This is a genomic window from Pseudomonas sp. c313, assembly GCF_055407145.1.
On sequence record NZ_JBUZRD010000017.1, the window covers coordinates 12,945 to 34,027 of the forward strand.

18 protein-coding genes are annotated in these 21,083 nt (G+C 59.3%); 6 read left to right on the top strand and 12 right to left on the bottom strand.

What is annotated here, in order from left to right; translation table 11 throughout:
* The first annotated feature begins 17 nt into the window (after nt 1-17).
* Complete coding sequence (folB, locus tag ACZRKZ_RS25605; protein WP_463967887.1) at nt 18-371, top strand: dihydroneopterin aldolase; 354 nt, start codon at nt 18-20, stop codon at nt 369-371.
* Entirely contained in the window at nt 362-880 is a 519-nt protein-coding gene (folK, locus tag ACZRKZ_RS25610; protein WP_463967888.1) for a 2-amino-4-hydroxy-6-hydroxymethyldihydropteridine diphosphokinase, read from the top strand. The genes folB and folK overlap by 10 nt, the downstream gene beginning before the upstream one ends.
* Before the next feature lie 11 nt (nt 881-891).
* On the opposite strand, the gene ACZRKZ_RS25615 is transcribed toward folK, so the two are convergent.
* From ACZRKZ_RS25615 to ACZRKZ_RS25665, 11 genes are all read right to left on the bottom strand, one after another.
* Nucleotides 892-2,121 (bottom strand): multifunctional CCA addition/repair protein, encoded by a 1,230-nt coding sequence (locus tag ACZRKZ_RS25615; protein WP_463983097.1) that lies wholly within the window; start codon nt 2,119-2,121, stop codon nt 892-894.
* Nucleotides 2,122-2,184: 63 nt separating this feature from the next.
* Nucleotides 2,185-3,747, bottom strand: coding sequence for a SpoVR family protein (locus tag ACZRKZ_RS25620; RefSeq protein ID WP_149414383.1), 1,563 nt, complete (start codon nt 3,745-3,747; stop codon nt 2,185-2,187).
* Nucleotides 3,744-5,015 carry a YeaH/YhbH family protein gene (locus ACZRKZ_RS25625; RefSeq protein ID WP_463983098.1) on the bottom strand — a complete coding sequence of 424 codons (1,272 nt, stop codon included), beginning with the start codon at nt 5,013-5,015 and terminating at the stop codon, nt 3,744-3,746. The genes ACZRKZ_RS25620 and ACZRKZ_RS25625 overlap by 4 nt, the downstream gene beginning before the upstream one ends.
* A 137-nt stretch (nt 5,016-5,152) precedes the next feature.
* Complete coding sequence (locus ACZRKZ_RS25630) at nt 5,153-7,075, bottom strand: PrkA family serine protein kinase (protein WP_133102277.1); 1,923 nt, start codon at nt 7,073-7,075, stop codon at nt 5,153-5,155.
* Between the two features lie 285 nt (nt 7,076-7,360).
* On the bottom strand, nt 7,361-7,690 hold the full coding sequence (gene glpE / locus ACZRKZ_RS25635; protein WP_149414385.1) for a thiosulfate sulfurtransferase GlpE: 330 nt from the start codon (nt 7,688-7,690) through the stop codon (nt 7,361-7,363).
* A gap of 33 nt (nt 7,691-7,723) precedes the next feature.
* Nucleotides 7,724-8,593 (bottom strand): symmetrical bis(5'-nucleosyl)-tetraphosphatase, encoded by an 870-nt coding sequence (locus ACZRKZ_RS25640; protein ID WP_463983099.1) that lies wholly within the window; start codon nt 8,591-8,593, stop codon nt 7,724-7,726.
* Nucleotides 8,593-8,973 (bottom strand): Co2+/Mg2+ efflux protein ApaG, encoded by a 381-nt coding sequence (gene apaG / locus ACZRKZ_RS25645; protein ID WP_133102275.1) that lies wholly within the window; start codon nt 8,971-8,973, stop codon nt 8,593-8,595. The genes ACZRKZ_RS25640 and apaG overlap by 1 nt, the downstream gene beginning before the upstream one ends.
* 122 nt (nt 8,974-9,095) lie before the next feature.
* Nucleotides 9,096-9,908, bottom strand: coding sequence for a 16S rRNA (adenine(1518)-N(6)/adenine(1519)-N(6))-dimethyltransferase RsmA (rsmA, locus tag ACZRKZ_RS25650; protein ID WP_149414388.1), 813 nt, complete (start codon nt 9,906-9,908; stop codon nt 9,096-9,098).
* Entirely contained in the window at nt 9,905-10,894 is a 990-nt protein-coding gene (pdxA, locus tag ACZRKZ_RS25655; protein ID WP_463983100.1) for a 4-hydroxythreonine-4-phosphate dehydrogenase PdxA, read from the bottom strand. The genes rsmA and pdxA overlap by 4 nt, the downstream gene beginning before the upstream one ends.
* Nucleotides 10,891-12,225, bottom strand: coding sequence for a peptidylprolyl isomerase (locus ACZRKZ_RS25660; protein ID WP_463983101.1), 1,335 nt, complete (start codon nt 12,223-12,225; stop codon nt 10,891-10,893). The genes pdxA and ACZRKZ_RS25660 overlap by 4 nt, the downstream gene beginning before the upstream one ends.
* A complete protein-coding gene (locus ACZRKZ_RS25665; RefSeq protein ID WP_463983102.1) occupies nt 12,206-15,010 on the bottom strand; it encodes an LPS-assembly protein LptD in 2,805 nt (934 codons plus the stop codon). Before ACZRKZ_RS25665 ends, ACZRKZ_RS25660 begins: the two co-directional genes overlap by 20 nt.
* A 130-nt stretch (nt 15,011-15,140) precedes the next feature.
* Between ACZRKZ_RS25665 and ACZRKZ_RS25670 the strand changes: the two genes are divergently transcribed.
* From ACZRKZ_RS25670 to ACZRKZ_RS25680, 3 genes are read left to right on the top strand one after another with little or no spacing between them, the layout of a single operon-like run.
* Nucleotides 15,141-16,166 carry an aminoglycoside phosphotransferase family protein gene (locus ACZRKZ_RS25670; protein WP_463983103.1) on the top strand — a complete coding sequence of 342 codons (1,026 nt, stop codon included), beginning with the start codon at nt 15,141-15,143 and terminating at the stop codon, nt 16,164-16,166.
* Entirely contained in the window at nt 16,163-16,837 is a 675-nt protein-coding gene (gene murU / locus ACZRKZ_RS25675) for an N-acetylmuramate alpha-1-phosphate uridylyltransferase MurU (RefSeq protein WP_463967895.1), read from the top strand. The genes ACZRKZ_RS25670 and murU overlap by 4 nt, the downstream gene beginning before the upstream one ends.
* Nucleotide 16,838: 1 nt before the next feature.
* Nucleotides 16,839-17,606 carry a TerB family tellurite resistance protein gene (locus ACZRKZ_RS25680; RefSeq protein WP_463967896.1) on the top strand — a complete coding sequence of 256 codons (768 nt, stop codon included), beginning with the start codon at nt 16,839-16,841 and terminating at the stop codon, nt 17,604-17,606.
* Between the two features lie 10 nt (nt 17,607-17,616).
* On the opposite strand, the gene ACZRKZ_RS25685 is transcribed toward ACZRKZ_RS25680, so the two are convergent.
* On the bottom strand, nt 17,617-18,594 hold the full coding sequence (locus ACZRKZ_RS25685; RefSeq protein WP_463983104.1) for an alpha/beta hydrolase family protein: 978 nt from the start codon (nt 18,592-18,594) through the stop codon (nt 17,617-17,619).
* Nucleotides 18,595-18,671: 77 nt separating this feature from the next.
* On the opposite strand from ACZRKZ_RS25685, the gene ACZRKZ_RS25690 reads away from it, so the two are divergent.
* On the top strand, nt 18,672-21,062 hold the full coding sequence (locus ACZRKZ_RS25690) for a PAS domain-containing sensor histidine kinase (protein ID WP_463983105.1): 2,391 nt from the start codon (nt 18,672-18,674) through the stop codon (nt 21,060-21,062).
* The last annotated feature ends 21 nt before the right edge of the window (nt 21,063-21,083 follow it).

Genomic DNA, 21,083 nt, shown 5'->3' on the forward strand with positions numbered 1-21,083 from the left:
GCTGTGGAGAAGAGTGCTTGGACAGAGTGTTTATCGAGGGCCTGGAAGTCGACACCGTGATCGGGGCTTACGACTGGGAGCGAGGTATCAGGCAGTGCCTGCGCCTGGACCTCAGCTTCGCGTGGGACAATCGTCCGGCGGCGGCCGGCGATGACCTGACCCTGGCGCTCGACTATGCCAGTGTGTCCGCACGCATCCAGGCCTTTGCCGGGCAGGCACAGTTCCAATTGGTGGAAACCTTCGCCGAGCGCCTGGCCGAAGTATTGATGAGTGAATTCCAGATTCCCTGGCTGCACCTGAAACTGACCAAGCCCGGCGCCGTTCCGGCAGCCAAGGGCGTGGGTGTGGAGATCGAGCGCGGATGCCGCTAACTCAGATTTACCTTGGTCTTGGCAGCAATATCGAGCGCGAGTCCCATCTGTGCGCAGGCCTTGATGCGCTGGCGAGTTTTCTGACCGGCGTGCGCTGTTCTGCGGTGTTCGAGAGTCAGCCAGTGGGCATCAAGAGCGGTCCGTTTTTCAATCTGGTGGTGTCGGCGTATACCGATTTGCCGTTGATGGAATTGGATCGCCGGCTGAAATTCATCGAGGCTGACAATGGCCGCTACGCCCCGGATCGCAAGGGCTTGCCCCTGGATATCGACGTGCTGCTGTATGGCGACCTGGTGGGTAACTTCGATGGTTTGATTTTGCCTCGGGCAGAAATCCTGAAAAATGCCTTTGTGCTCTGGCCGCTGTCGTTGATGGCGCCGGATCGGGTGCATCCTGAAGCCGGCAAGACGTTTGCCTCATTGTGGCGCGATGCACAAATCGACCAGGTATTGGCGCCAGTCGCGTTTGAGTGGCACACGCAGCAACTGACGCCGGACGCACTCTTGTAGGTAGGCCTTCGCTACAGGAGATGTTGTTCTTTGTAGGCCTTCAATGCCTTGAGTCGTTCACGCTTGAGCGCCTCACCCAACTCTGGCCCTTTGAAGCCTTGCTCCAGCAATGGCGCAACGGCAACACCGCGTGCCGCTAGCGCAGCTCCGCGCAAATAATCAGCCTGTGGATAACTTCTTTCCTCCAGCCCCTTGCGGCCTCGGGCATCCATTTCGCACGCCACGACAAACTCTTCAAAGCGTTGCGGGCGGCGATAAACGTCAAAGCTTTGCAGCAACTCCAGCAATGTCGAGGCCCGCAACTCCAGTGCTCGGTGACCATGGGTATGGTATTCACCCACCAGTAGCGCCAGTTCCTGGCAATCTCTGGGCACCTTGAAGCGCTCATTGACCGCCTTGATAAGCCGCAAGCCCCTTTGCTCGTGAGCAATATGCTTCGGTAACTTATCCACAGGCGTCAGGCCCTTGCCCAGATCGTGCAGCAGGCACGCCCAGCGCACGGTCAAGGGTTGCCCGTGGCGCGCGGCCTGTTCCAGCACGCTCAAGGTGTGCGCGCCAGTATCAATCTCGGGATGGTGAGCTTCGGGTTGCGGCACGCCGAACAGGGCGTCGACTTCCGGCATCAGGGTTTTCAGCGCGCCGCAGTCTCGCAGTACCTGGATAAATACCTGTGGCTGATCTTCCATCAGCGCCCTGGAAATTTCCTTCCAGCTACGTTCCGGTGTCAATGCTTCCAATTCGCCGCTATCACTGAGTTGGCGCATCAGGTCCAGGGTTTCCGGGGCGACGGTAAATCCCAGGCTGGCATAGCGCGCGCAAAAACGGGCGACACGCAGAACCCTGAGGGGATCTTCGGCGAACGCGGGGGAAACGTGGCGTAGAACGCGGGCTTTCAAATCGCGCTGGCCATGATAGGGGTCGGTCAGATTTCCATCGTCATCTTCGGCCATGGCATTGATTGTCAGGTCGCGACGGATCAGGTCTTCTTCCAGGGTGACGTCGGGGCTGGCATGAAAGACAAATCCGCCATAGCCGCGGCCGCTTTTACGCTCGGTGCGGGCGAGGGCGTATTCCTCGCCTGTCCTGGGATGCAGGAATACCGGGAAGTCTGCACCTACCGGACGAAAGCCCTGGGCGAGCATTTCTTCGGTGGTCGCACCAACCACGACGCGATCGATATCGGTAACGGGAATGCCCAGCAAACGATCACGGACCGCACCGCCGACTTTGTAGATTTGCATGAAAAAGCCTCCATTAGCGGCACAGGATAACGCCTGTGCCTCGCCAATGGAGGCTTTGCTGTTTCAAAGGTGGACAACGGCCAGGTCCAGGCGGCCGTAATCGTTATCGCCGTGTTCGTGGCGGGGTGGCACATGGTGGGTTTTCATGATCTGGTCGCCTTGCAGGGTTTCCAGATGGATATCGAACCCCCACAGGCGATGCAGGTGCTTGAGGACTTCGTCTGTGGACTCACCAAGGGGTTTTCGGTCGTGTTGCTGGTGGCGCAAGGTCAGCGAGCGATCACCGCGTACGTCGATGCTGTAGATCTGCACGTTGGGCTCTCGGTTGCCCAGGTTGTACTGCGCGGCCAGGGTTTCGCGGATGGTGCGGTAGCCAGGCTCGTCATGGATGGCCGGGACCAGCAGGTCGTCCTTGAGGTCATCGTCGAGAATGCTGAATAGCTTGAGGTCGCGAATTACCTGTGGCGACAGGTACTGCAGGATGAAGCTCTCGTCCTTGAAACTGCTCATGGCGAACTTGAGGGTGGACAGCCAATCGCTGCCGGCAATGTCTGGGAACCAGCGCCGGTCCTCCTCGGTTGGGTGTTCGCAGATGCGGCGAATATCCCGGTACATGGCAAAGCCCAGGGCGTAAGGGTTGATGCCGTTGTAGTGCGGGCTGTCGAAGCCGGGCTGAAATACGACGCTGGTGTGGGAGGTCAGGAACTCCATCATGAAGCCGTCGGTGACCAGTCCTTCGTCGTACAGGTCGTTCATCAGCGTGTAGTGCCAGAACGTCGCCCAGCCTTCGTTCATCACTTGGGTCTGGCGCTGTGGATAAAAGTACTGGGCAATCTTGCGCACGATCCGCACAATTTCTCGCTGCCAGGGCTCCAGCAATGGAGCATGTTTTTCGATGAAGTACAGGATATTTTCCTGAGGTTCGACGGGGAAACGCGCATTGTCCTTGTCACTGTTCTTGTCGGCGCGCTTAGGAATGGTGCGCCACAGATCGTTGATCTGTTTTTGCAAATGCTCTTCGCGATCCTTCTGGCGCAGCCGTTCCTCCTCGGCGGAAATTGGATAAGGCCGTTTGTAGCGATCGACCCCGTAATTCATCAGGGCGTGGCAGGAGTCCAGCAGGTCTTCCACTGCATCGATACCGTGGCGTTCCTCACACTGCATGATGTACTGCTTGGCGAACACCAGGTAATCAATGATCGAGCTGGCATCGGTCCAGGTGCGGAACAGGTAGTTGCCCTTGAAGAAGCTGTTGTGGCCATAGCACGCGTGCGCGACCACCAGCGCCTGCATGCAGATGGTGTTTTCTTCCATCAGGTAGGCAATGCAGGGGTCGGAGTTGATGACGATCTCGTAGGCCAGGCCCATCTGGCCGCGTGTGTAGGACTTTTCGGTGCTAAGGAAGTGCTTGCCGTAGGACCAATGGTGGTAGCCCAGGGGCATGCCCACCGAAGCGTAGGCGTCCATCATTTGTTCGGCGGTGATCACTTCAATCTGGTTGGGATAGGTGTCCAGGGCGTAACCGGACGCGATGCGGCTGATTTCCCGGTCGTAGGCCTGGATCAGTTCGAAGGTCCATTCGGACCCCGTGGAAATGGGTTGGCGCTTATGCTCTTTGGCGGTCATGTCACTAACCTGCGCTGGAAGAGTTCACGGAAGACCGGATAGATATCACCGGCCGAGATCAATTGTTGCTGGGCGAAGGTGTCAGAGAAGGCTTCGCTGATCCGCTCGTATTCGAACCACAGGGCCTGGTGTTCGCGGGGAGTAATCTCGACGTAAGTGTAGTACTGCACAAACGGCATGATCTGGTTGATCAGGATGTCGCGGCAGATCGGCGAGTCGTCGTTCCAGTTGTCACCGTCGGAGGCCTGGGCGGCGTAGATGTTCCATTCGTTGGATGGATAGCGTTCGGCCATGATCTCTTGCATCAGCTTCAAGGCGCTGGAAACGATGGTGCCGCCGGTTTCCCGTGAGTAGAAGAACTCTTCTTCGTCGACCTCACGAGCGCTGGTGTGATGGCGTATGAACACCACGTCAATCTTGTCGTAGTTACGCTTGAGGAACAGATACAGCAGGATGAAGAAGCGCTTGGCGATGTCCTTGGTCGCCTGGGTCATGGAGCCGGAGACGTCCATCAGGCAGAACATCACGGCTTTGGAGCTGGGATTGGGCTGCTTGACGAGGAGGTTGTACTTCAGGTCGAAGGTGTCGAGGAACGGCACGCGATGAATCCGTGCGCTGAGTTTGGCTATTTCCGCCTCGATTTTCTGGATATCGCCGAAGTTGTCTGGCTCTTCGCGCTTCAAGCGTTCCAGTTCGGTCTTGGCATCCCGCAGTTTTGCCCGGCTGCTGCCAGACAGCGCGATACGCCGGGCATGGGCCGAGCGCAAGGTGCGGATGATGTTGATCCGTGACGGATTGCCTTCGTTGCTGATCCCGGCGCGCACGGTCTTGAAGGTGTCGGTACCGGTCAGGTTGCGCTTGACCAGGTTGGGGAGTTCCAGGTCCTCGAACATGAATTCGAGGAACTCTTCCTGGGTAATCTGGAACACGAATTCATCCATGCCCTCGCCGGAGTTGCCGGCCTTGCCTGGGCCTTTGCCTCCAGCACCGCCCTGTGGGCGCTGGATGTGTTCGCCGCTGGTGAATTCCTTGTTGCCTGGGTGGACGACGGTCTGTTTGCCGCCCCGGCCATGGTGCAGCACCGGCTCATCGATATCCCGTCCGGGAATGCTGATCTGTTCGCCATGCTCCATGTCGGTAATGGAACGGCGGCTGACAGCCTCTTCGACGGCCTTTTTGATGTGATCACGGTAACGCCGCAGGAAACGCTGGCGGTTTACCGTGCTCTTGTTCTTGCCATTGAGACGTCGGTCGATCACATAGCTCATGGGGAGCCCTCCGGGCAGCTTCAAGTTACAAGCTTCAAGCCGCAAGCTGGAAGCTTAAAGACAAGCGGTCGGTTGCCGCGTCTCCAGCCGCGCCAGTCGGCGCGTCTGGTGCCTGCAACTTGTCGCTTGTCGCTGCCTCACTGCGATTTTCTGACCCGCAGATACCACTCGGAGAGCAGTCGTACCTGTTTGTCGGTGTAGCCACGCTCGACCATTCGTGTAACGAAGTCGTTGTGTTTTTGCTGATCCTCCTTGCTGGCCTTGGCATTGAAGCTGATGACCGGCAGCAGATCCTCGGTGTTGGAGAACATTTTCTTCTCGATAACCACCCGCAGCTTCTCGTAGCTGAGCCAGGTAGGGTTCTTGCCGTTGTTGTTGGCGCGGGCGCGCAGAACGAAGTTGACGATTTCGTTGCGAAAATCTTTCGGATTGCTGATGCCAGCCGGTTTTTCGATCTTTTCCAGCTCCTCGTTGAGGGCCACGCGGTTGAGGATTTCGCCGGTTTCCGGGTCGCGGTATTCCTGATCCTGTATCCAGAAGTCGGCGTAAAGCACGTAGCGGTCGAAGATGTTCTGGCCGTACTCGCTGTAGGACTCCAGGTATGCGGTCTGGATTTCCTTGCCAATAAACTCGATATAGCGCGGTGCCAGATACTCTTTCAGGAAGCGCAGGTAGCGCTCGCGGATTTCGGCCTGGAATTGCTCCTGTTCGATCTGTTGTTCCAGCACGTAGAGCAGATGCACTGGGTTGGCAGCAATTTCGTGCGGGTCGAAGTTGAAGACCTTGGAGAGGATTTTGAAGGCAAAACGTGTTGAAAGGCCGTTCATGCCCTCATCAACGCCCGCGGTATCGCGGTATTCCTGGATCGACTTGGCCTTGGGATCGGTGTCCTTGAGGTTTTCCCCGTCATACACCCGCATTTTTGAGTAAATGTTGGAGTTTTCCGGCTCCTTGAGACGCGACAGCACGGTGAACTGGGCAAGCATTTTCAAGGTGTCAGGGGCGCAATGGGCCTTGGCCAGGGAGCTGTTGAACAGCAACTTGTCGTAAATCTTGATTTCATCGCTGACCCGCAGGCAGTACGGCACCTTGACGATATAGATCCGGTCGATGAAGGCTTCGTTGTTCTTGTTGTTGCGGAAGGTGTGCCATTCCGATTCGTTGGAGTGGGCCAGCAGGATCCCGGTAAACGGAATCGCCCCCAGGCCCTCGGTGCTGTTGTAGTTGCCTTCCTGGGTGGCGGTGAGCAGTGGATGTAGCACCTTGATCGGTGCCTTGAACATCTCCACGAACTCCATCAGGCCCTGGTTGGCCCGGCACAGCGCACCCGAGTAGCTGTAGGCGTCGGCGTCGTTCTGTGGGAATTCTTCCAGTTTGCGGATATCGACCTTACCCACCAGCGCCGAGATGTCCTGGTTGTTCTCGTCTCCGGGTTCGGTCTTGGCCACGGCGATCTGGTTGAGGACCGAAGGGTAGAGCTTGACCACCTGGAACTGGCTGATATCGCCGCCGAATTCGGCCAGGCGCTTGGTGGCCCATGGCGACATGATGGTGTTGAGGTAGCGCCTTGGAATGCCGAAGTCTTCTTCGAGAATCGCGCCATCTTCTGTGGCGTTGAACAGCCCCAATGGCGACTCGAACACCGGGGAGCCCTTGATGGCGTAGAAGGGCACCTTCTCGATCAGTTGTTTGAGCTTCTCGGCCAGGGATGATTTACCGCCGCCGACCGGACCGAGCAGGTAGAGGATCTGTTTCTTCTCTTCCAGACCTTGGGCGGCATGGCGGAAATAGGAGACGATCTGGTCAATGCATTCTTCCATTCCGTGGAAGTCTTCAAAGGCCGGGTAGCGGCGGATCACCTTGTTGGAGAATATTCGCGACAATCGCGAATTGGCTGAGGTGTCCTGCAACTCCGGCTCACCGATCGCCAGCAGCAGGCGTTCGGCTGCAGACGCGTAGGCGCTACGGTCGCTTTTGCACAGATTGAGGTACTCCTGAAGCGAGAGCTCTTCCTGGCGTGTGGACTCGAAGCGTTGTTGGAAGTGGCTAAAAATACTCATGACGTCGTCACCTCGCTCGATACGTGGAGCCGACGCCGGATCAATCAGTCGATGCTGGCAGTCATTGGTTCTTGCCAATGGCCGTTTTCCCCCCAGAACACCCTGAAACGCTACCGATGACCCGCACGCCGGTGTACCGGCTCTCCCCTGTTTTGGATGGCCTGCGCTTAAGGATAGTTCGGAATACGGGAGGTCAAGGCGGGATGCGTAATTAGTTTGGGTGCGCCGTTTGTCAGAAACGGCGCGAGCCCAAGCGTCACGGGGGATAGCGGGGTGTGAAAAAAATTATTGCGAGTCGCCAGAGGCAATTTCTGCCGGATAGGTCGTACGCCACAGTTCAAAGCCGCCGTCCAGGCTGTAGACATCGCTGAAGCCCTGGCTAACCAGATAGGCAGCTGCGCTCTGGCTGGAATTGCCGTGGTAGCACGACACGATCACTGGCGCGTCGAGGTCGGCGGCGCGGATGAAGTCGGCAATCGAATGATTGTCCAGATGCTTGGCACCACTGATATGGCTCGCGGCATAGGTGGGCTGGTCGCGGATGTCGACAACGACAGCGCCTTGCTCACGCAGGGCCTGGGCTTGTTCGGGAGGGATACGTTTGAATTCGCTCATGGCGGGCTCCTTGGGTCTGGATGAAAGTGCCGTCTAGCGCTTTGCGATGGCCTGTAATTGTTCGGGAATAGGGGGGTGGTTATGGCCCTGAGCGTCGCACTGGCAGCTCAGGCGCTCGCCGGTGTCGATGTTCATCAGGGTCATGGCGCCGCCCCAGACGCAGCCGGTGTCGAGGGCGAATACGCCAGGCTCGTTGCACTTGCCTTCAAGGGCTGCCCAGTGACCGAAGATGATCTTCGTTTCACGGGTCTTGCGTTCCTTGTGGGCGAACCAGGGTTTATAGCCGGGCAGCGCGGTGTCGGCGCCTTCCTTGCTCTTGAGATCAAGTTTGCCTTCGGCGGTGCAGAAACGCATGCGCGTGAAGTAGTTGGTGATGACCCGCAGGCGTGCGACCCCGGTGAGATCGTTGTCCCACTTCACCGGTTCATTGCCGTACATGCCATCCAGGTAGGGCGTGAACAGGTTGTCGTCACCCAGGGCTTCTTCGACTTCAGCGGCGCACTTGAGGGCCTTTTTCAGCGTCCATTGAGGAGGAATACCTGCATGGACCATCGCTATGTTGCGCTCTTCGTCGTAATGCATGAGCTTTTGCTGGCGCAGCCAGTCGAGCAATTCGACGCAATCTGGCGCTTCAAGAATTTCCCGCAGGGTGTCGCCCTTTTTCAGGCGCTCGATGTTATTGCCGGCGGCCAGCAGGTGCAGGTCATGGTTGCCCAGTACGCACACCAGCGAATCGCGCATGCCATAAAGGAAGCGCAGGGTCTCAAGGGATTGCGGGCCACGGTTGACCAGGTCGCCCACCAGCCACAGGCGATCCCGTGTCGGCTTGAAGTCCACGCGCTCAAGCAGGCACTTGAGCGGTTCCAGGCAGCCTTGCAGGTCGCCGATGGCATAGGTTGCCATCAGTGTAGGGCCCCGGGCACCGCCAGGCGGAAGGGGGCGATGATGGCGTCGAAGTGCTTGCCATCGTCGCAGAGCATCTGATAGCTACCTTGCATGTTGCCAACGCGGGATGTCATCACCGTGCCGCTGCTGTAGGTATGGCTCTTGCCCGGGGCGATAAGCGGTTGCTGGCCCACGACGCCGGCGCCACGCACTTCCTCGACCTGACCGTCACCGTCGGTGATGACCCAGTGACGTGACAGCAACTTGGCCGGGAGCTCACCGTTGTTCTGCACCGTTACGGTGTAGGCAAACGCGAAGCGGTTTTGGTCGGGTTGCGATTGTTCCGCCAGGAAGCGGGTGACGACGCTGACGTCGATCTGATAACGAGGATCGGACATGCAAGAGGCCTTAAAAGCAAAATCGGGGGGACAACGGATGCCGGTCAGTCTAGGCCAAGTGACAGGCACTAGGCCAGACATGGTGTCTGGCTGTGCACAGGTGGTGCGGGTGAGGCTCAGGTTCAGTCGGCGGCTGGCGCAGGCTGAATGGCGAGTTGGTCAGCCAGGCGCACGAATGCTGCCAGGTCCAGTTGCTCTGGGCGCAGGCTGCCGTCGACGCCGGCGGCTTCGATTTCGTCGTTGCTGAGCAAGGCCTTGAGGGTGTTACGCAGGGTCTTGCGGCGCTGGTTGAAGGCTTCGCGCACGACGCGTTCCAGCAGCTTGTGATCCTTGGCCGGGTGCGGCAGCACCGCGTGAGGCACCAGGCGCACGATGGCCGAGTCGACCTTCGGTGGCGGATTGAACGCGCCTGGACCGACGTTAAATAGATGCTCAACCCGGCAATGGTACTGAACCATGATCGACAGGCGACCCCAATCACCACCGCCAGGGCCTGCGGCCAGACGCTCGACCACTTCCTTTTGCAGCATGAAGTGCATGTCGCGGATCAGGCCTGCGTTGTTCAGCAGGTGAAAAATCAGCGGTGTGGATATGTTGTATGGCAGGTTGCCCACAACCCGCAGGCTGTTGGGCGCCGCATTCAGGCTGGTGAAGTCGAACTTCAGTGCATCGCCTTGGTGCAGGTGGAAGTTGGGTTGGCTGGCGAATAGCTGGTTGAGGATCGGAATCAGGTCCTTGTCCAGTTCAACCACGTCCAGTTGGCCGCCACTGTTGAGCAGGCCTTTGGTCAGCGCACCCTGGCCCGGGCCGATTTCCAGCAGACGGTCTTCGGGCTTGGCGTGGATGGAACGCAGGATGCGGTCGATCACGCCAGCGTCGTGCAAGAAGTTTTGCCCGAAGCGCTTGCGCGCCCGGTGTTGGTAATGCTCAGTCATATACGGGTCTCGGCCATCTGATAGGCGGTTTCCAGGGCCACATGCAGGCTGCCGGTATCGATCTTGCCGCTGCCGGCCAGGTCCAGGGCGGTGCCATGGTCGACGGAAGTACGGATGATCGGCAGGCCCAGTGTCACGTTGACTGCGGCGCCGAAGCCTTTGTATTTCAGCACGGGCAGCCCCTGGTCATGGTACATCGCCAGCACTGCGTCGCAGTGCTCCAGATATTTGGGGGTGAACAGAGTGTCGGCAGGCAGTGGGCCACGTAGGTCCATGCCTTCTTTACGCAGGCGCTCTAATGTCGGTTCGATGATGTCGATTTCTTCATGGCCCAGGTGGCCGCCTTCACCGGCATGGGGGTTGAGGCCACATACCAGGATACGCGGTTGGGCAATGCCGAATTTTTGTTGCAGGTCAGCGTGCAGGATGCGCGTCACACGTTCCAGGCGTTCAGGGGTGATGGCGTCGGCAACCTCCCGCAGGGGCAGGTGAGTGGTCACCAAGGCTACTCGCAGGCCACGGGTCGCCAGCATCATCACTACTTGTGCGGTGTGGGTCAGTTCGGCGAGGAATTCGGTATGGCCGGAAAAGGCGATGCCGGAATCGTTGATCACGCCCTTGTGCACCGGGGCGGTGATCATCCCGGCGAAGTCTCCATCCACGCACCCTTGTCCAGCGCGGGTCAGCGTCTCCAGGACGAATGACGCATTGGCTGTGTCCAGTTGCCCGGCAACGACCTTGGCCTGCAGCGGAGTGTCCCACACATACAGGCTGTTGGCAGGCGCCGGAAGGTCTGGCCAGTTGCCGGGTGCCACCAATAGCAAGTCGACAGCCACCCCCAGTTGCGCGGCCCGCTCAAGGAGCAGGTCGCGGCTGGTAATGGCAATCAGAGGGTATGGCTGGGGCTGCGAGGCGAGCAGCAGGCAAAGGTCAGGACCAATGCCAGCCGGCTCGCCGGGTGTCAACGCGAAACGCTGGGGTTTCACTGTGCGGCCTGGTCGGTGCCTGTTTGATCGGCGCCAGGAAGCTTGTTTTCCACGTAGGCTTCGTCACGGATCTGACGCAACCAGGTTTGCAGCTCTTCGTCGTATTTGCGGTTTCGCAGTACGGTCAAGGCTTGTTGCTCGCGGGCCTGGGCGGTGCTGTCAGTGGCGCGACGGCCAAGGACTTCCAGGACGTGCCAGCCGTATTGGGTCTTGAATGGCTTGGACAGTACGCCTTGCGGAGTCTCGGCCATCACTGCCTGGAACTCGGGCACCAGTGCCTTCGGGTCGATCCAGTTCAGGTCGCCGCCGTTGAGGGCAGAGCCTGGGTCTTCCGAGTAGCTTTTGGCCAGGGTGGCAAAGTCTTCGCCGCTGGTAATGCGCTCGTAGAGCTTCTGGGCCAGGGCCTTGGTCTCTGCTTCGCTACGAATTTCGCTTGGTTTGATCAGGATGTGACGAACATGTACTTCGTCCCGTACCTGAGTCTCGCCGCCGCGCTTTTCCAGCAACTTGAGGATGATGAAGCCGCCAGGAGTACGAGCGGGCTGGGTGATGCCGCCGATTTCCATGGTGCTCAGCTCGCGATCGAACGGAGGTGGCAGTTGAGCGGCTTTACGCCAGCCCATGTCACCGCCTTCGAGGGCGTTGTCGCTACCGGACTGGGCAATAGCCATCTGAGCAAAGTCAGCGCCTTGCTTGAGCCGGTCATAGATAGCCTGGGTTTTTGCCGCCGCTGCGTTGAGCTGTTCAGCGTTGGCACTGTCCGGCGTCGGGATCAGGATATTAGCCAGGTGCAGTTCTTCAGAGAGCTGCATCTTGCCCAGGTCCGAGGCCAGGAAGTTCTTCACTTCCTGCTCGGAGACCTGGACCCGCTCGGCCACACGGCGCTGACGCACACGGCTGATGATCATTTCGCGGCGAATCTGGTCACGGGCATCTTCATACGACAGACCGTCGTGAGCCAGTGCGGCGCGGAACTGATCAATGCTCATGTTGTTGCGTTGAGCGATGGTGCCGACGGCCTGGTTCAACTCTTCGTCGGTGATACGAATGCCGGAACGGTCGCCGATCTGCAATTGCAGGTTTTCGACGATCAGGCGTTCCAGAACCTGCTGGTCCAGGACGCTGGTAGGCGGCACGCCACCGCCACGCTTGGCGATGGTTTGCTGAACTTCCTTGACCCGTTGGTCCAGTTGGCTCTGCATGATCACGTCGCTATCGACGATGGCCACTACCTTGTCCAGCGGTTGAACTGCAGCGTGTGCAGCTGCAGTACCCAGGAACAGCGCGCCCAGCATCAGCGGGCGCAGACAATCAGAAAGCTTGATCTTCACGTTCACGATAACCTTGGATGCCTTTGTCGAGGAAGCTCTCTACCTTGGCGCCAGTGAGGCCGCCGAGTCCCTTCAGGACAATTTGGAGGAAGAGGCCGTGGTCGCCTTTTTCGTTGAGCGGGGCGATCTGGCTGTATTCGTCGTTGGAAACCCAATAACGGTTGATCACGCGCAGTTTCCAGCAGCAGTTGTCGTACTCGAAACCACCGAAAGCTTCCAGGGTACGGTTGCGTGCATAGTCATACTGCCAGCGGGTGATCAGGTTCCACTGGGGAATGATCGGCCACATCATCGAGAAGTCGTGTTGCTGGATTTTGTAGTAATCCTTCACGTAGTTTGCAGTGTCCGATGGAACACTGTAGTCGCCACCGAACTGCCATTTACCGGTCAGCTGGTTGTAGACAACCTGGTCGTTGCGATAGCGATAACCAACGTTGACGACCTTGTTCGGGTTGTCTTCCGGCTGGTAGTGGAACATCGCGCTGCCGGAGCGTGCGCTATGGCTTTCGGTGTCCCAGTTATAGTCGGCGGTGGCGCGCCAGTCGCGGTTGAAGCGGAACTCGTAGTCAAGGGCGATAGGCGAAACATTCGACTGTGCGTCCGCGCGGTCGGCGGCCAGGATGCCTGGCAGTTGGACTTCACGGTCCTTGAAGTACAAGGCTTGGCCGACAGAAATACGTTGACGTTCAAAGCCGTTTTCTTCGATCCAGCGGTTGGTGATGCCAAGCGATAGCTTGTTTTCGTCACCGATGCGGTCGCCACCGACGAATCGGTTGTCACGGAACAAAGAGGCGTAATTGAACGTGGTTTCGCCGGTGTCGAATATGGGGACATCGTTCTGGTCTTTCTCAGGAACGTAGAGATAGAAAAGGCGAGGTTCCAAGGTTTGGTTGTAGTTTTTACCGAACCACTGTGTGCTGCGGTCGAAGTACAGACCGCTATCGACGCTTGCGATAGGAACAGCTCGGTCCTGGGAGCTTTTGAATGTGCTGCCGGTGTAACCCGCTCCCGCCGCATTTTTGGCTGCAATAAGCTGATTCTTGCCAGTGCTGTCGAGGTCGAGGTCGTACTTGGTGTAAACGTATTTAAGCTTCGGCGTGATGAAACCATACGTCCAATTCATCGGATACTCGACGCTCGGCGCGCCGCTCAAACGGGTGCCGTTGGCGCGGGTCAACCCTGTCACGTAGGTATCTAGACGAGGCGATACGAGGCCGTTCTCATCAGTAAACGACCCCGTCTCAAGATCCCGATCAAAGCGTACAGCTTCGGTTTCATAGGCAAAATTCAACCCGCCCGGATGGTACGGCAGCGCACCATTGAAGGTGATCTGTGGCAAGCGGTTATACGGAGTAATTTGGGAAATCGTCGCCAGCTTGTAAGCCTGGAGATTCAACCGGGCAGTGTAGTTGTCGCCACGATAGTTGACGGCACCCTGCTGGTTGATAAAGTCCTGGGACTCAACGCCAATCTGGTCAGTCTTCAGATCCTGGAAGTAGTACGGATCGCTGATGTCGGTGTAATCGACTTCAGTCATTACGCGCGAATCCAGGCCACCCTTGTGCTGCCAATTAAGCATCCAGCGGGTTTTTTCGTAATCGGATTGCTTGCTGCGCTCATCGTTGTCGTCGTTGAGGTACGCGCCGCCGAACTGTCCTTCGCTGGACTTGGTGAGGTAGCGGAATTCGCCTTCCATCAACATGCCGCGCTTGGTCATGTATTGCGGGTACAACGTGGCATCGTAGTTCGGTGCCAGGTTGAAGTAATACGGCGTATTCAGGGTAAAGCCCGTTTCACTGCCGGTGCTAAAGCTCGGCGGCAGGAAGCCGGATTGACGACGATCATCAATTGGGAAATAGATGTACGGCGTGTACAGGATCGGAATGTTCTTGATCCGCAACGTCGCGTTTGTCGCCGTACCGAAACCGGTGGCCGGGTTCAACGTGATGTTGTTGCCCTTGAGCTGCCAGGCGTTGCTGTCTGGCTCGCAGGTGGTGTACGTACCGTCCTTGAGACGGATGATCGCGTTCTCGGCACGCTTGGCGTACAGCGCGCTACCGCGGATGCGTGATTTGTGCATCACGTATTCGGCGTTGTCGACTTGTGCGGCACCGGTGTCCAGTTGGACCTGGGCATGGTCGCCGACGATCAGGGCGCCATTGTCGCGCAAACGGACATTGCCGTTCAGCTCGCCACGGTTCTCGGCCTGATACAGGCTGGCCTCTTCGGCTTCGACCTGCATGCTGCCTTGGCGCATGACAACGTCACCGGCCAAGGTCGCGACTTGTTGTTCCTGCTCATAACGAGAGACCTTGGCACCGATGAAGGTCGGCGCGTCGCTCTTGTCCGTCTTGTCGTTCATGCCAGGACGAAGCGGCTCGACATAGGAACCGGCGCAATAAGGACCGGTTTCGGCCAGTTGAGCGGCGGTGAGCTTCTCGCGAGGGACCCAATCCAGGTGGCTGTAGTCGGCGCTGCGCGAACGCAGGCCACGGCCTTTGGATTCGGTGACCAGCTTGGTCTGCGGCACGGTTTCAGCGCCAGCAGTCTCGCCTTGCGGCGTGCCGTTGGCCGAGCTGACGGCACTGCCGTCATGCACCGGGCGCGGTGGTAATGGGGCGGCGCTGGTTTTCGGCGCGCAATCCCAGGCACCCGAAGCAGAGACTGAGCAGTCATACTGTTCCGCGGCGACCACGAATGAGGTGGCGAAGGGTTGCATGGCCAGCAGACTGCCGGTTACCAGCAACGGAAATTTTCTACGAAACGCGGGGGATTTCAATGCCATCTTATTAGTCCGGGCTTCCTGCGTGCCATCTGCCCGCGGTGTGGGCCGCACGCCTCTCGATGGTCTGAAAAAGATGCGTGATAATAAAGCATGACCCGCTTGACGGCTAGCGCCGTCGGAGACCCTTGTAATGCCCGAGCAAGATCTACGTTTGCAACACCTGAAAGTCTGGCTTGATGAGCAGCTACCTTCACTTTTTACCGCTCAAGGCTGGGGTGTCGTACCCCCGGCCACGTTGACTGCGGCCAGCAGCGACGCGAGTTTCAGACGCTATTTCCGTTGGGAAGGCGAGGGCCGCAGTTTTGTCGTCATGGACGCGCCCCCCCCCCAGGAAAACTGCAAACCTTTCGTCGATATCGCTCAAATGCTGGCGAAATCGGGGATAAACGTCCCACAAATTTATGCAGAAGATCTGCCTCGCGGCTTTCTTTTGCTCAATGACCTGGGCAGAAAAACGTATCTGGATGTCATGGACGGCGAAAATGCCGATCAATTGTTCGCTGATGCCATCGACGCGTTGCTGGCTTTCCAGCAGTTGCCAATGGACGCCGGGTTGCCCAGCTATGACGTTGCGCTGTTGCGCCGGGAGCTGGAACTGTTCCCCGAGTGGTATGTGCGCCGGCACCTGGGCATTGAGTTCGATGCTCATCAACTGGACCTGTGGCAGCGGGTCAGCACATTGCTGATCGACAGTGCCTTGGCTCAGCCCAAGGTGCTGGTGCATCGCGACTACATGCCGCGCAACCTGATGATCAGTGAGCCGAACCCCGGTGTGCTGGATTTCCAGGATGCAGTCTACGGCCCGGTGACCTATGACATCACCTGCTTGTTCAAGGACGCGTTCCTCAGTTGGCCCCAGGCTCGCGTGCAGGAATGGCAGCGTGGCTATTGGCAGCGCGCTGGCCAATTGGGCATCCCTGTACAAGAAGACTTTGAAGATTTCTTGCGGGCCAGCGACCTGATGGGTGTGCAGCGCCACCTCAAGGTGATCGGTATCTTCGCGCGTATCTGCCATCGTGACGGCAAGCCGCGCTACCTGGCCGATGTGCCGCGCTTCTTTGCCTACATAGAAGCGGTGCTTGCGGATCGTGCGGAGTTGAACGACCTGGGCGAACTGTTGGCGAGCCTGCGCCAACCCGCCGAGGCCGTTGTATGAAGGCCATGATCCTGGCTGCCGGCAAAGGTGAGCGGATGCGTCCGCTGACTTTGCATACCCCCAAGCCGCTGATCCAGGCGGGTGGCAAGCGCCTGATCGAGTATCACCTTGAGGCGCTGGCGAAAGCCGGCTTTACCGACATCGTCATCAACCACGCCTGGCTCGGTCAGCAGGTCGAGGGCTATCTGGGCGACGGTTCGCAGTATGGCGTGCGAATCCAGTACTCCGCCGAAGGCGAGCCGCTGGAAACGGGTGGCGGGATTTTCCAGGCATTACCGCTTCTGGGTGACGAGGCGTTCCTGGTGGTCAATGGTGATATCTGGACTGACTACGACTTCGCCGGCCTGAATCAGCCGCTCAAGGGGCTGGCCCACTTGGTGATGGTCGATAACCCGGCGCATCACCCCAGTGGTGGCGACTTCTACCTCAAGGACGGTTCGCTTCATGATGCCGCGCCCGGTGCCGATAACCTGACCTTCAGTGGCATTTCAGTGCTGCACCCCGAGCTTTTCGCGGGTTGCAGCGCTGGCGCCTTCAAGCTGGCGCCGTTGTTGCGCGCGGCGATGGCTCAAGGTTTGGTGACGGGGGAACACATGGAAGGACGCTGGATCGATGTCGGGACGCTGGAGCGCCTGGCGCAAGTCGAAAACCTGCTGACAGCGGGGCAGTAAGATGCTGTGGCCAGGGACTCTGATTGGAGCCGGGGCGGGCTTTGCCATCGCCAGCATTCCGGGGGCCATGCTGGGCGCGCTGTTGGGTCAGGCGATGGACCGACGTTTGCAACTGCACAGTTGGGCGCAATTGCGCGAGCGACTGGGCGGGCGTCCGGCGCTGCGCAACGATGAATTGCTGTTTGTACTGCTCGGCCGCCTGGCCAAGAGCAATGGCCGGGTGGTGGACGGGCATATCCAGCAGGCCCGTCAGGAGATGCGTTCGCTGAGTATGACCGAGTCGGCCCAGCGCCGGGCCATTGCTGCGTTCAACCGTGGCAAGTCCGGCTCTGACCGCGTGCGCAGTTATCTGCGCCTGCTCAAGGCCCAGCCCCATGCGGCGGAAGGTGTGTTGCGCGCCTGTTGGCGGATGGTCTGGGCGGATGGCAAGGCCAGCACTGCCGAGCGCGAGCTGATCGGGTTATGGGGCAAGTGGTTGGGCTGGACGCCGCAGCAGACTCAGGCACTGGCGGCTGATTACGAACCTGAGCGCAAACCGTTGGCCAGCCGTGGCAATGCTTATCAGGAAGCGTTGCGGATTCTCGGGGTGACGGCGACCACTGAACCGTCGGTGATCAAACGGGCTTATCGGCGGCTACTCAGTCGTCATCACCCGGACAAAATTGCCGGGAGTGGTGCCAGCCTGGCGCAGGTGCGTGAGGCGACCGAAAGGACTCGTGAACTGCATAACGCCTATGCGTTGATTCGTGAGCAGCGGGATTTCAGGTAGCTGCTGGCGATCAACTCCCGGTGTTCTGCGGGCTTAACCAGCCACGAATCCGCCGATACAACTGCTCCTGCCCGGCCTGGTTGTTGCCGGGAAGGGCCTTCAACGACACCTGTTTGTAGTTGTCATTCTTCAAACGCTTGCTCGCCTGGGCTCGTTCCAGGGCATTTTTGCGTGCCTGGGCGTTGTCTTGATAGAAAAAGTCGGCGGTGGCCAGTTTCAGCGTTGGCGCCAGTTGTTGCAGGTCCGGAGCGCCTGCGAGCGGCGTCTGCGCCGCCACCATGATGAATTTCTGGACCTGAGGCGGTTGTTTTTCACTCAGATAGCGAGCCGCCCACCAGGCGCCCGTGCCGTGCCCCAATAGCACCACGCTGCGGGCATTTTGCGTCTGGGCGAAGGCAACGGCGGCATCGATGCGGGCAAAGATTCGCGTGGCGTCGGTCTTGTCCTGCTCATCTACGCCTGGGACGACGGCCGGGTCGGTGCCCTCGGCTTCGGCGCTGGCAGCCTGTTCGATCGGCTTGGGTGCTACGGTGCTGGCATCTTTGCTGCTGGTGTCCACGGCAGCCTTGGGGGCTTCGATTACCCGCGGTGGAGTGGTGGCCAGGCTCAGGTCTGGCAGTGACAAACTGAGACTGCCCCAGGCGGCGTCTGGCAATTTTTGCCGCAAAGGGCCGATTACTTGAGGCCAGTCAGCACTTTCCCCAGCGCCAGGGACAATAATGACCACGCCCTCAGGTTCGGCGCTGTTGGCAGGTTTCCACAGGGCGAGGAACGTATCGCTGCCGGCCTGCAATTGTTGCTGTTCCTGGGACGGGACTGTCCTCTCAAGCGCCTCGGCGTCTTCCTGGCTACGCTCGGGCAATGGCTGGCGCTCGGCCGGTTTTTCTGCAGCCGGTGGTTGGGTATCAGCGGCCTGGACACAAAAGGCGCTGGTAAACAGCAGCGACAGGCACAATGCTGGCAGTGCCGAACGGTGGGGAAGGGGCATCGTTGATTCCAGGCCAGAAGTGATTCCGGCAGCCTAATGGGTTGGTCAGTATTTGTCAGTGATGTGAGATGTGAATCATGATTTTTCGCTGTCTGCTGGTTATCGGCTGTCTGTGCTTTCCCTTGATGGCGGGCGCTGTGCCGGTGCCTGTCGTGCCGCAGGCGGTACTCAGTGTCGAGCAGCGTGAATGGCTGGCCCAGCACCCGGAGCTGCGGGTCGGGCTGGTCTTGCAGGCGCCCTATGCGCAATACGACCGGCGCTTGCAGCGTTTATCCGGGGCCAATGTCGAGCTGATGCAGTGGTTGGCCAAGGCGCTGAATATAGAGCTGACCTGGCGCAACTTCCCCAATCAGGAACAGTTGGACGCGGCGGTACGCGACGGCGAGGTCGATCTTGCCCCCGGCCTGCTGCAAACCCCGACCGGTCTGCGTCTGTGGCAGTTTTCCGACCCCTATATGCGGGTTCCCCAGCGCGTCGTCGGCATCCGCGATGGCGGCGGCACCGTGGATCTGGAAAAGCTCGATGAGCAATCCCGGGTGGCGGTGCGCATGCCCAGTACTGTCGCCGATTACCTGCGCAGCAATTACCCCAGCCTAAACCTGCAAGGTGTGCCCCTGGAGCGCCAGGCCCTGCAATTGCTGCTGAGCCAGCAAGCCCGCTATGCGGTAATCGATGAAGCGCAGCTCAGTCGCTTGTCTGTGGAACCTGAGTTCGCCGGGCTCGCGGTGGTAGGCGATATCGGCCTGCCGCAACTGCTGCGGGTGGCAACCCGACGTGATTGGCCCGAGCTTGCCGAGATCATGGAAAGCGCCCTGCGGGCGATTCCTGCTCGGGACCTGGACCAGTTGCATGCCCGCTGGTTGCAGCCCAAATACCCGCGCTTGACCGAATCCCCCGGTTTCTGGCAGAACCTGAGCCTGCTGCTGGGCATCCTGTTGCTGGCCTGCCTGGCGGTGGCATTGTGGCAGCGTCGTCAGCAGCGCGGTTTGGAGCAGGACCTGCTGGCGACTCGGGAAGAAAGCGCCGCTCGCGCCGCCGGTGCCGAAGCGTTGCGCCTGACGCAGTTTTCCATCGATCAGAGCACTGTCGGCATCCTCTGGGTCAATTGGGACAGCCATGTGCGCTACGCCAACGTGGCGGCAGAAACCATGCTCGGCTACGCCCCCGGTGCGCTGATCGAGCGCCCGCTGATTGATTTCGAGCCCAAGCTGACCATGGACCGCTGGCTGAACCTATGGAAACGCGCCCGGGCCAGTGAAGACGGGCCGCAAAGTTTTGCCACCGATTGCCTACGGGCTGACGGCAGTGTGTTGCCCACGGATGTCTCCTTGAGCTTCCTGCGGTTTGCCGGCGGCGAATACCTGGTGGTTTACCTCAATGATGTCACCGAGCGTCGTCGGGCCCTGGCCGCGTTGCAGGAAAGTGAAGCGCGCCTGCAAGGGATTGCCGCCAATGTGCCGGGATTGGTGTTTCGGCTGGAGCGGCTGCCGTTGAGCGCCGCTATCGAATTTGCCTATATCAGCGAAGGGAGTGAAAGCCTGGTGGGCTATGCCCCGGCGGTGCTCCGTCATCGCGATGTCGGCATACGCAGCCTGGTACACCCGGACGACCGCGCCAGTTACCACCGCACTCAGGACCAGGCCATCGACACCGAAAGCAATTGGTCGTGGCAAGGTCGCATCCTCACCCGCCAGGGTGAGCAGCGTTGGGCCGAAATCAAGGCCGTCACCCGGCGCCTGGAGGAGGGCGTTGTGGTGTGGGACGGAATTGTCTGGGATATCAGCGAGAGCAAGCGCATCGAGTTGGAACTGGACGCCTCCCGGGCACAATTGCGTGAATTGTCAGCTCACCTGGAAACCGTGCGCGAGGAAGAAAAGGCGCGCATCGCCCGCGAAGTGCATGACGAACTGGGGCAAATGCTTACGGTGCTCAAGCTGGAAACTTCGATGTGCGAACTGGCCTATGCACAGCTTGACCCAGGCTTGCATGAGCGCTTGAACAGCATGAAGCGCCTGATTGCCCAGCTCTTTCAACTGGTACGGGATGTCGCCACCGCGTTGCGTCCGCCGATTCTCGACGCCGGGATTGCCTCAGCTATTGAGTGGCAGGCCCGGCGTTTTGAAGCCCGCACGCAGATTCCTTGCCTGGTGCAAGTGCCGGACAACCTGCCGGCGCTCAGCGACGCCAAGGCCATTGGCCTGTTCCGGATCCTGCAGGAGGCGCTGACTAATGTGATGCGCCATGCCCAGGCGCATACTGTCGAACTGACCCTGGCGGTGGAAGGTGCCAGTCTGCGGCTGACCATCAGCGATGACGGTGCAGGTTTTATGCCTGCGCCAGGGCGCCCGGTGTCGTTTGGCCTGGTCGGCATGCGTGAGCGAGTATTGATCATGGGCGGTCAGTTGACCCTCGACAGTCAGTTGGGGGAGGGCACGACCCTGAGTGTCACGGTACCGCTTGATTCATAACCACAAAAAGAGGAAAACCCC

Coding starts and splice junctions, on each gene's coding strand:
- ACZRKZ_RS25625 (WP_463983098.1), bottom strand. CDS start 5,015: ATGAGCTATGTGATCGACCGACGTCTCAATGGCAAGAACAAGAGCACG.
- ACZRKZ_RS25640 (WP_463983099.1), bottom strand. CDS start 8,593: ATGGCAACCTATGCCATCGGCGACCTGCAAGGCTGCCTGGAACCGCTC.
- ACZRKZ_RS25690 (WP_463983105.1), top strand. CDS start 18,672: ATGATTTTTCGCTGTCTGCTGGTTATCGGCTGTCTGTGCTTTCCCTTG.
- ACZRKZ_RS25670 (WP_463983103.1), top strand. CDS start 15,141: ATGCCCGAGCAAGATCTACGTTTGCAACACCTGAAAGTCTGGCTTGAT.
- ACZRKZ_RS25665 (WP_463983102.1), bottom strand. CDS start 15,010: ATGGCATTGAAATCCCCCGCGTTTCGTAGAAAATTTCCGTTGCTGGTA.
- ACZRKZ_RS25630 (WP_133102277.1), bottom strand. CDS start 7,075: ATGAGTATTTTTAGCCACTTCCAACAACGCTTCGAGTCCACACGCCAG.
- rsmA (WP_149414388.1), bottom strand. CDS start 9,908: ATGACTGAGCATTACCAACACCGGGCGCGCAAGCGCTTCGGGCAAAAC.
- ACZRKZ_RS25680 (WP_463967896.1), top strand. CDS start 16,839: ATGCTGTGGCCAGGGACTCTGATTGGAGCCGGGGCGGGCTTTGCCATC.
- ACZRKZ_RS25685 (WP_463983104.1), bottom strand. CDS start 18,594: ATGCCCCTTCCCCACCGTTCGGCACTGCCAGCATTGTGCCTGTCGCTG.
- ACZRKZ_RS25615 (WP_463983097.1), bottom strand. CDS start 2,121: ATGCAAATCTACAAAGTCGGCGGTGCGGTCCGTGATCGTTTGCTGGGC.
- apaG (WP_133102275.1), bottom strand. CDS start 8,973: ATGTCCGATCCTCGTTATCAGATCGACGTCAGCGTCGTCACCCGCTTC.
- folK (WP_463967888.1), top strand. CDS start 362: ATGCCGCTAACTCAGATTTACCTTGGTCTTGGCAGCAATATCGAGCGC.
- glpE (WP_149414385.1), bottom strand. CDS start 7,690: ATGAGCGAATTCAAACGTATCCCTCCCGAACAAGCCCAGGCCCTGCGT.
- murU (WP_463967895.1), top strand. CDS start 16,163: ATGAAGGCCATGATCCTGGCTGCCGGCAAAGGTGAGCGGATGCGTCCG.
- ACZRKZ_RS25620 (WP_149414383.1), bottom strand. CDS start 3,747: ATGACCGCCAAAGAGCATAAGCGCCAACCCATTTCCACGGGGTCCGAA.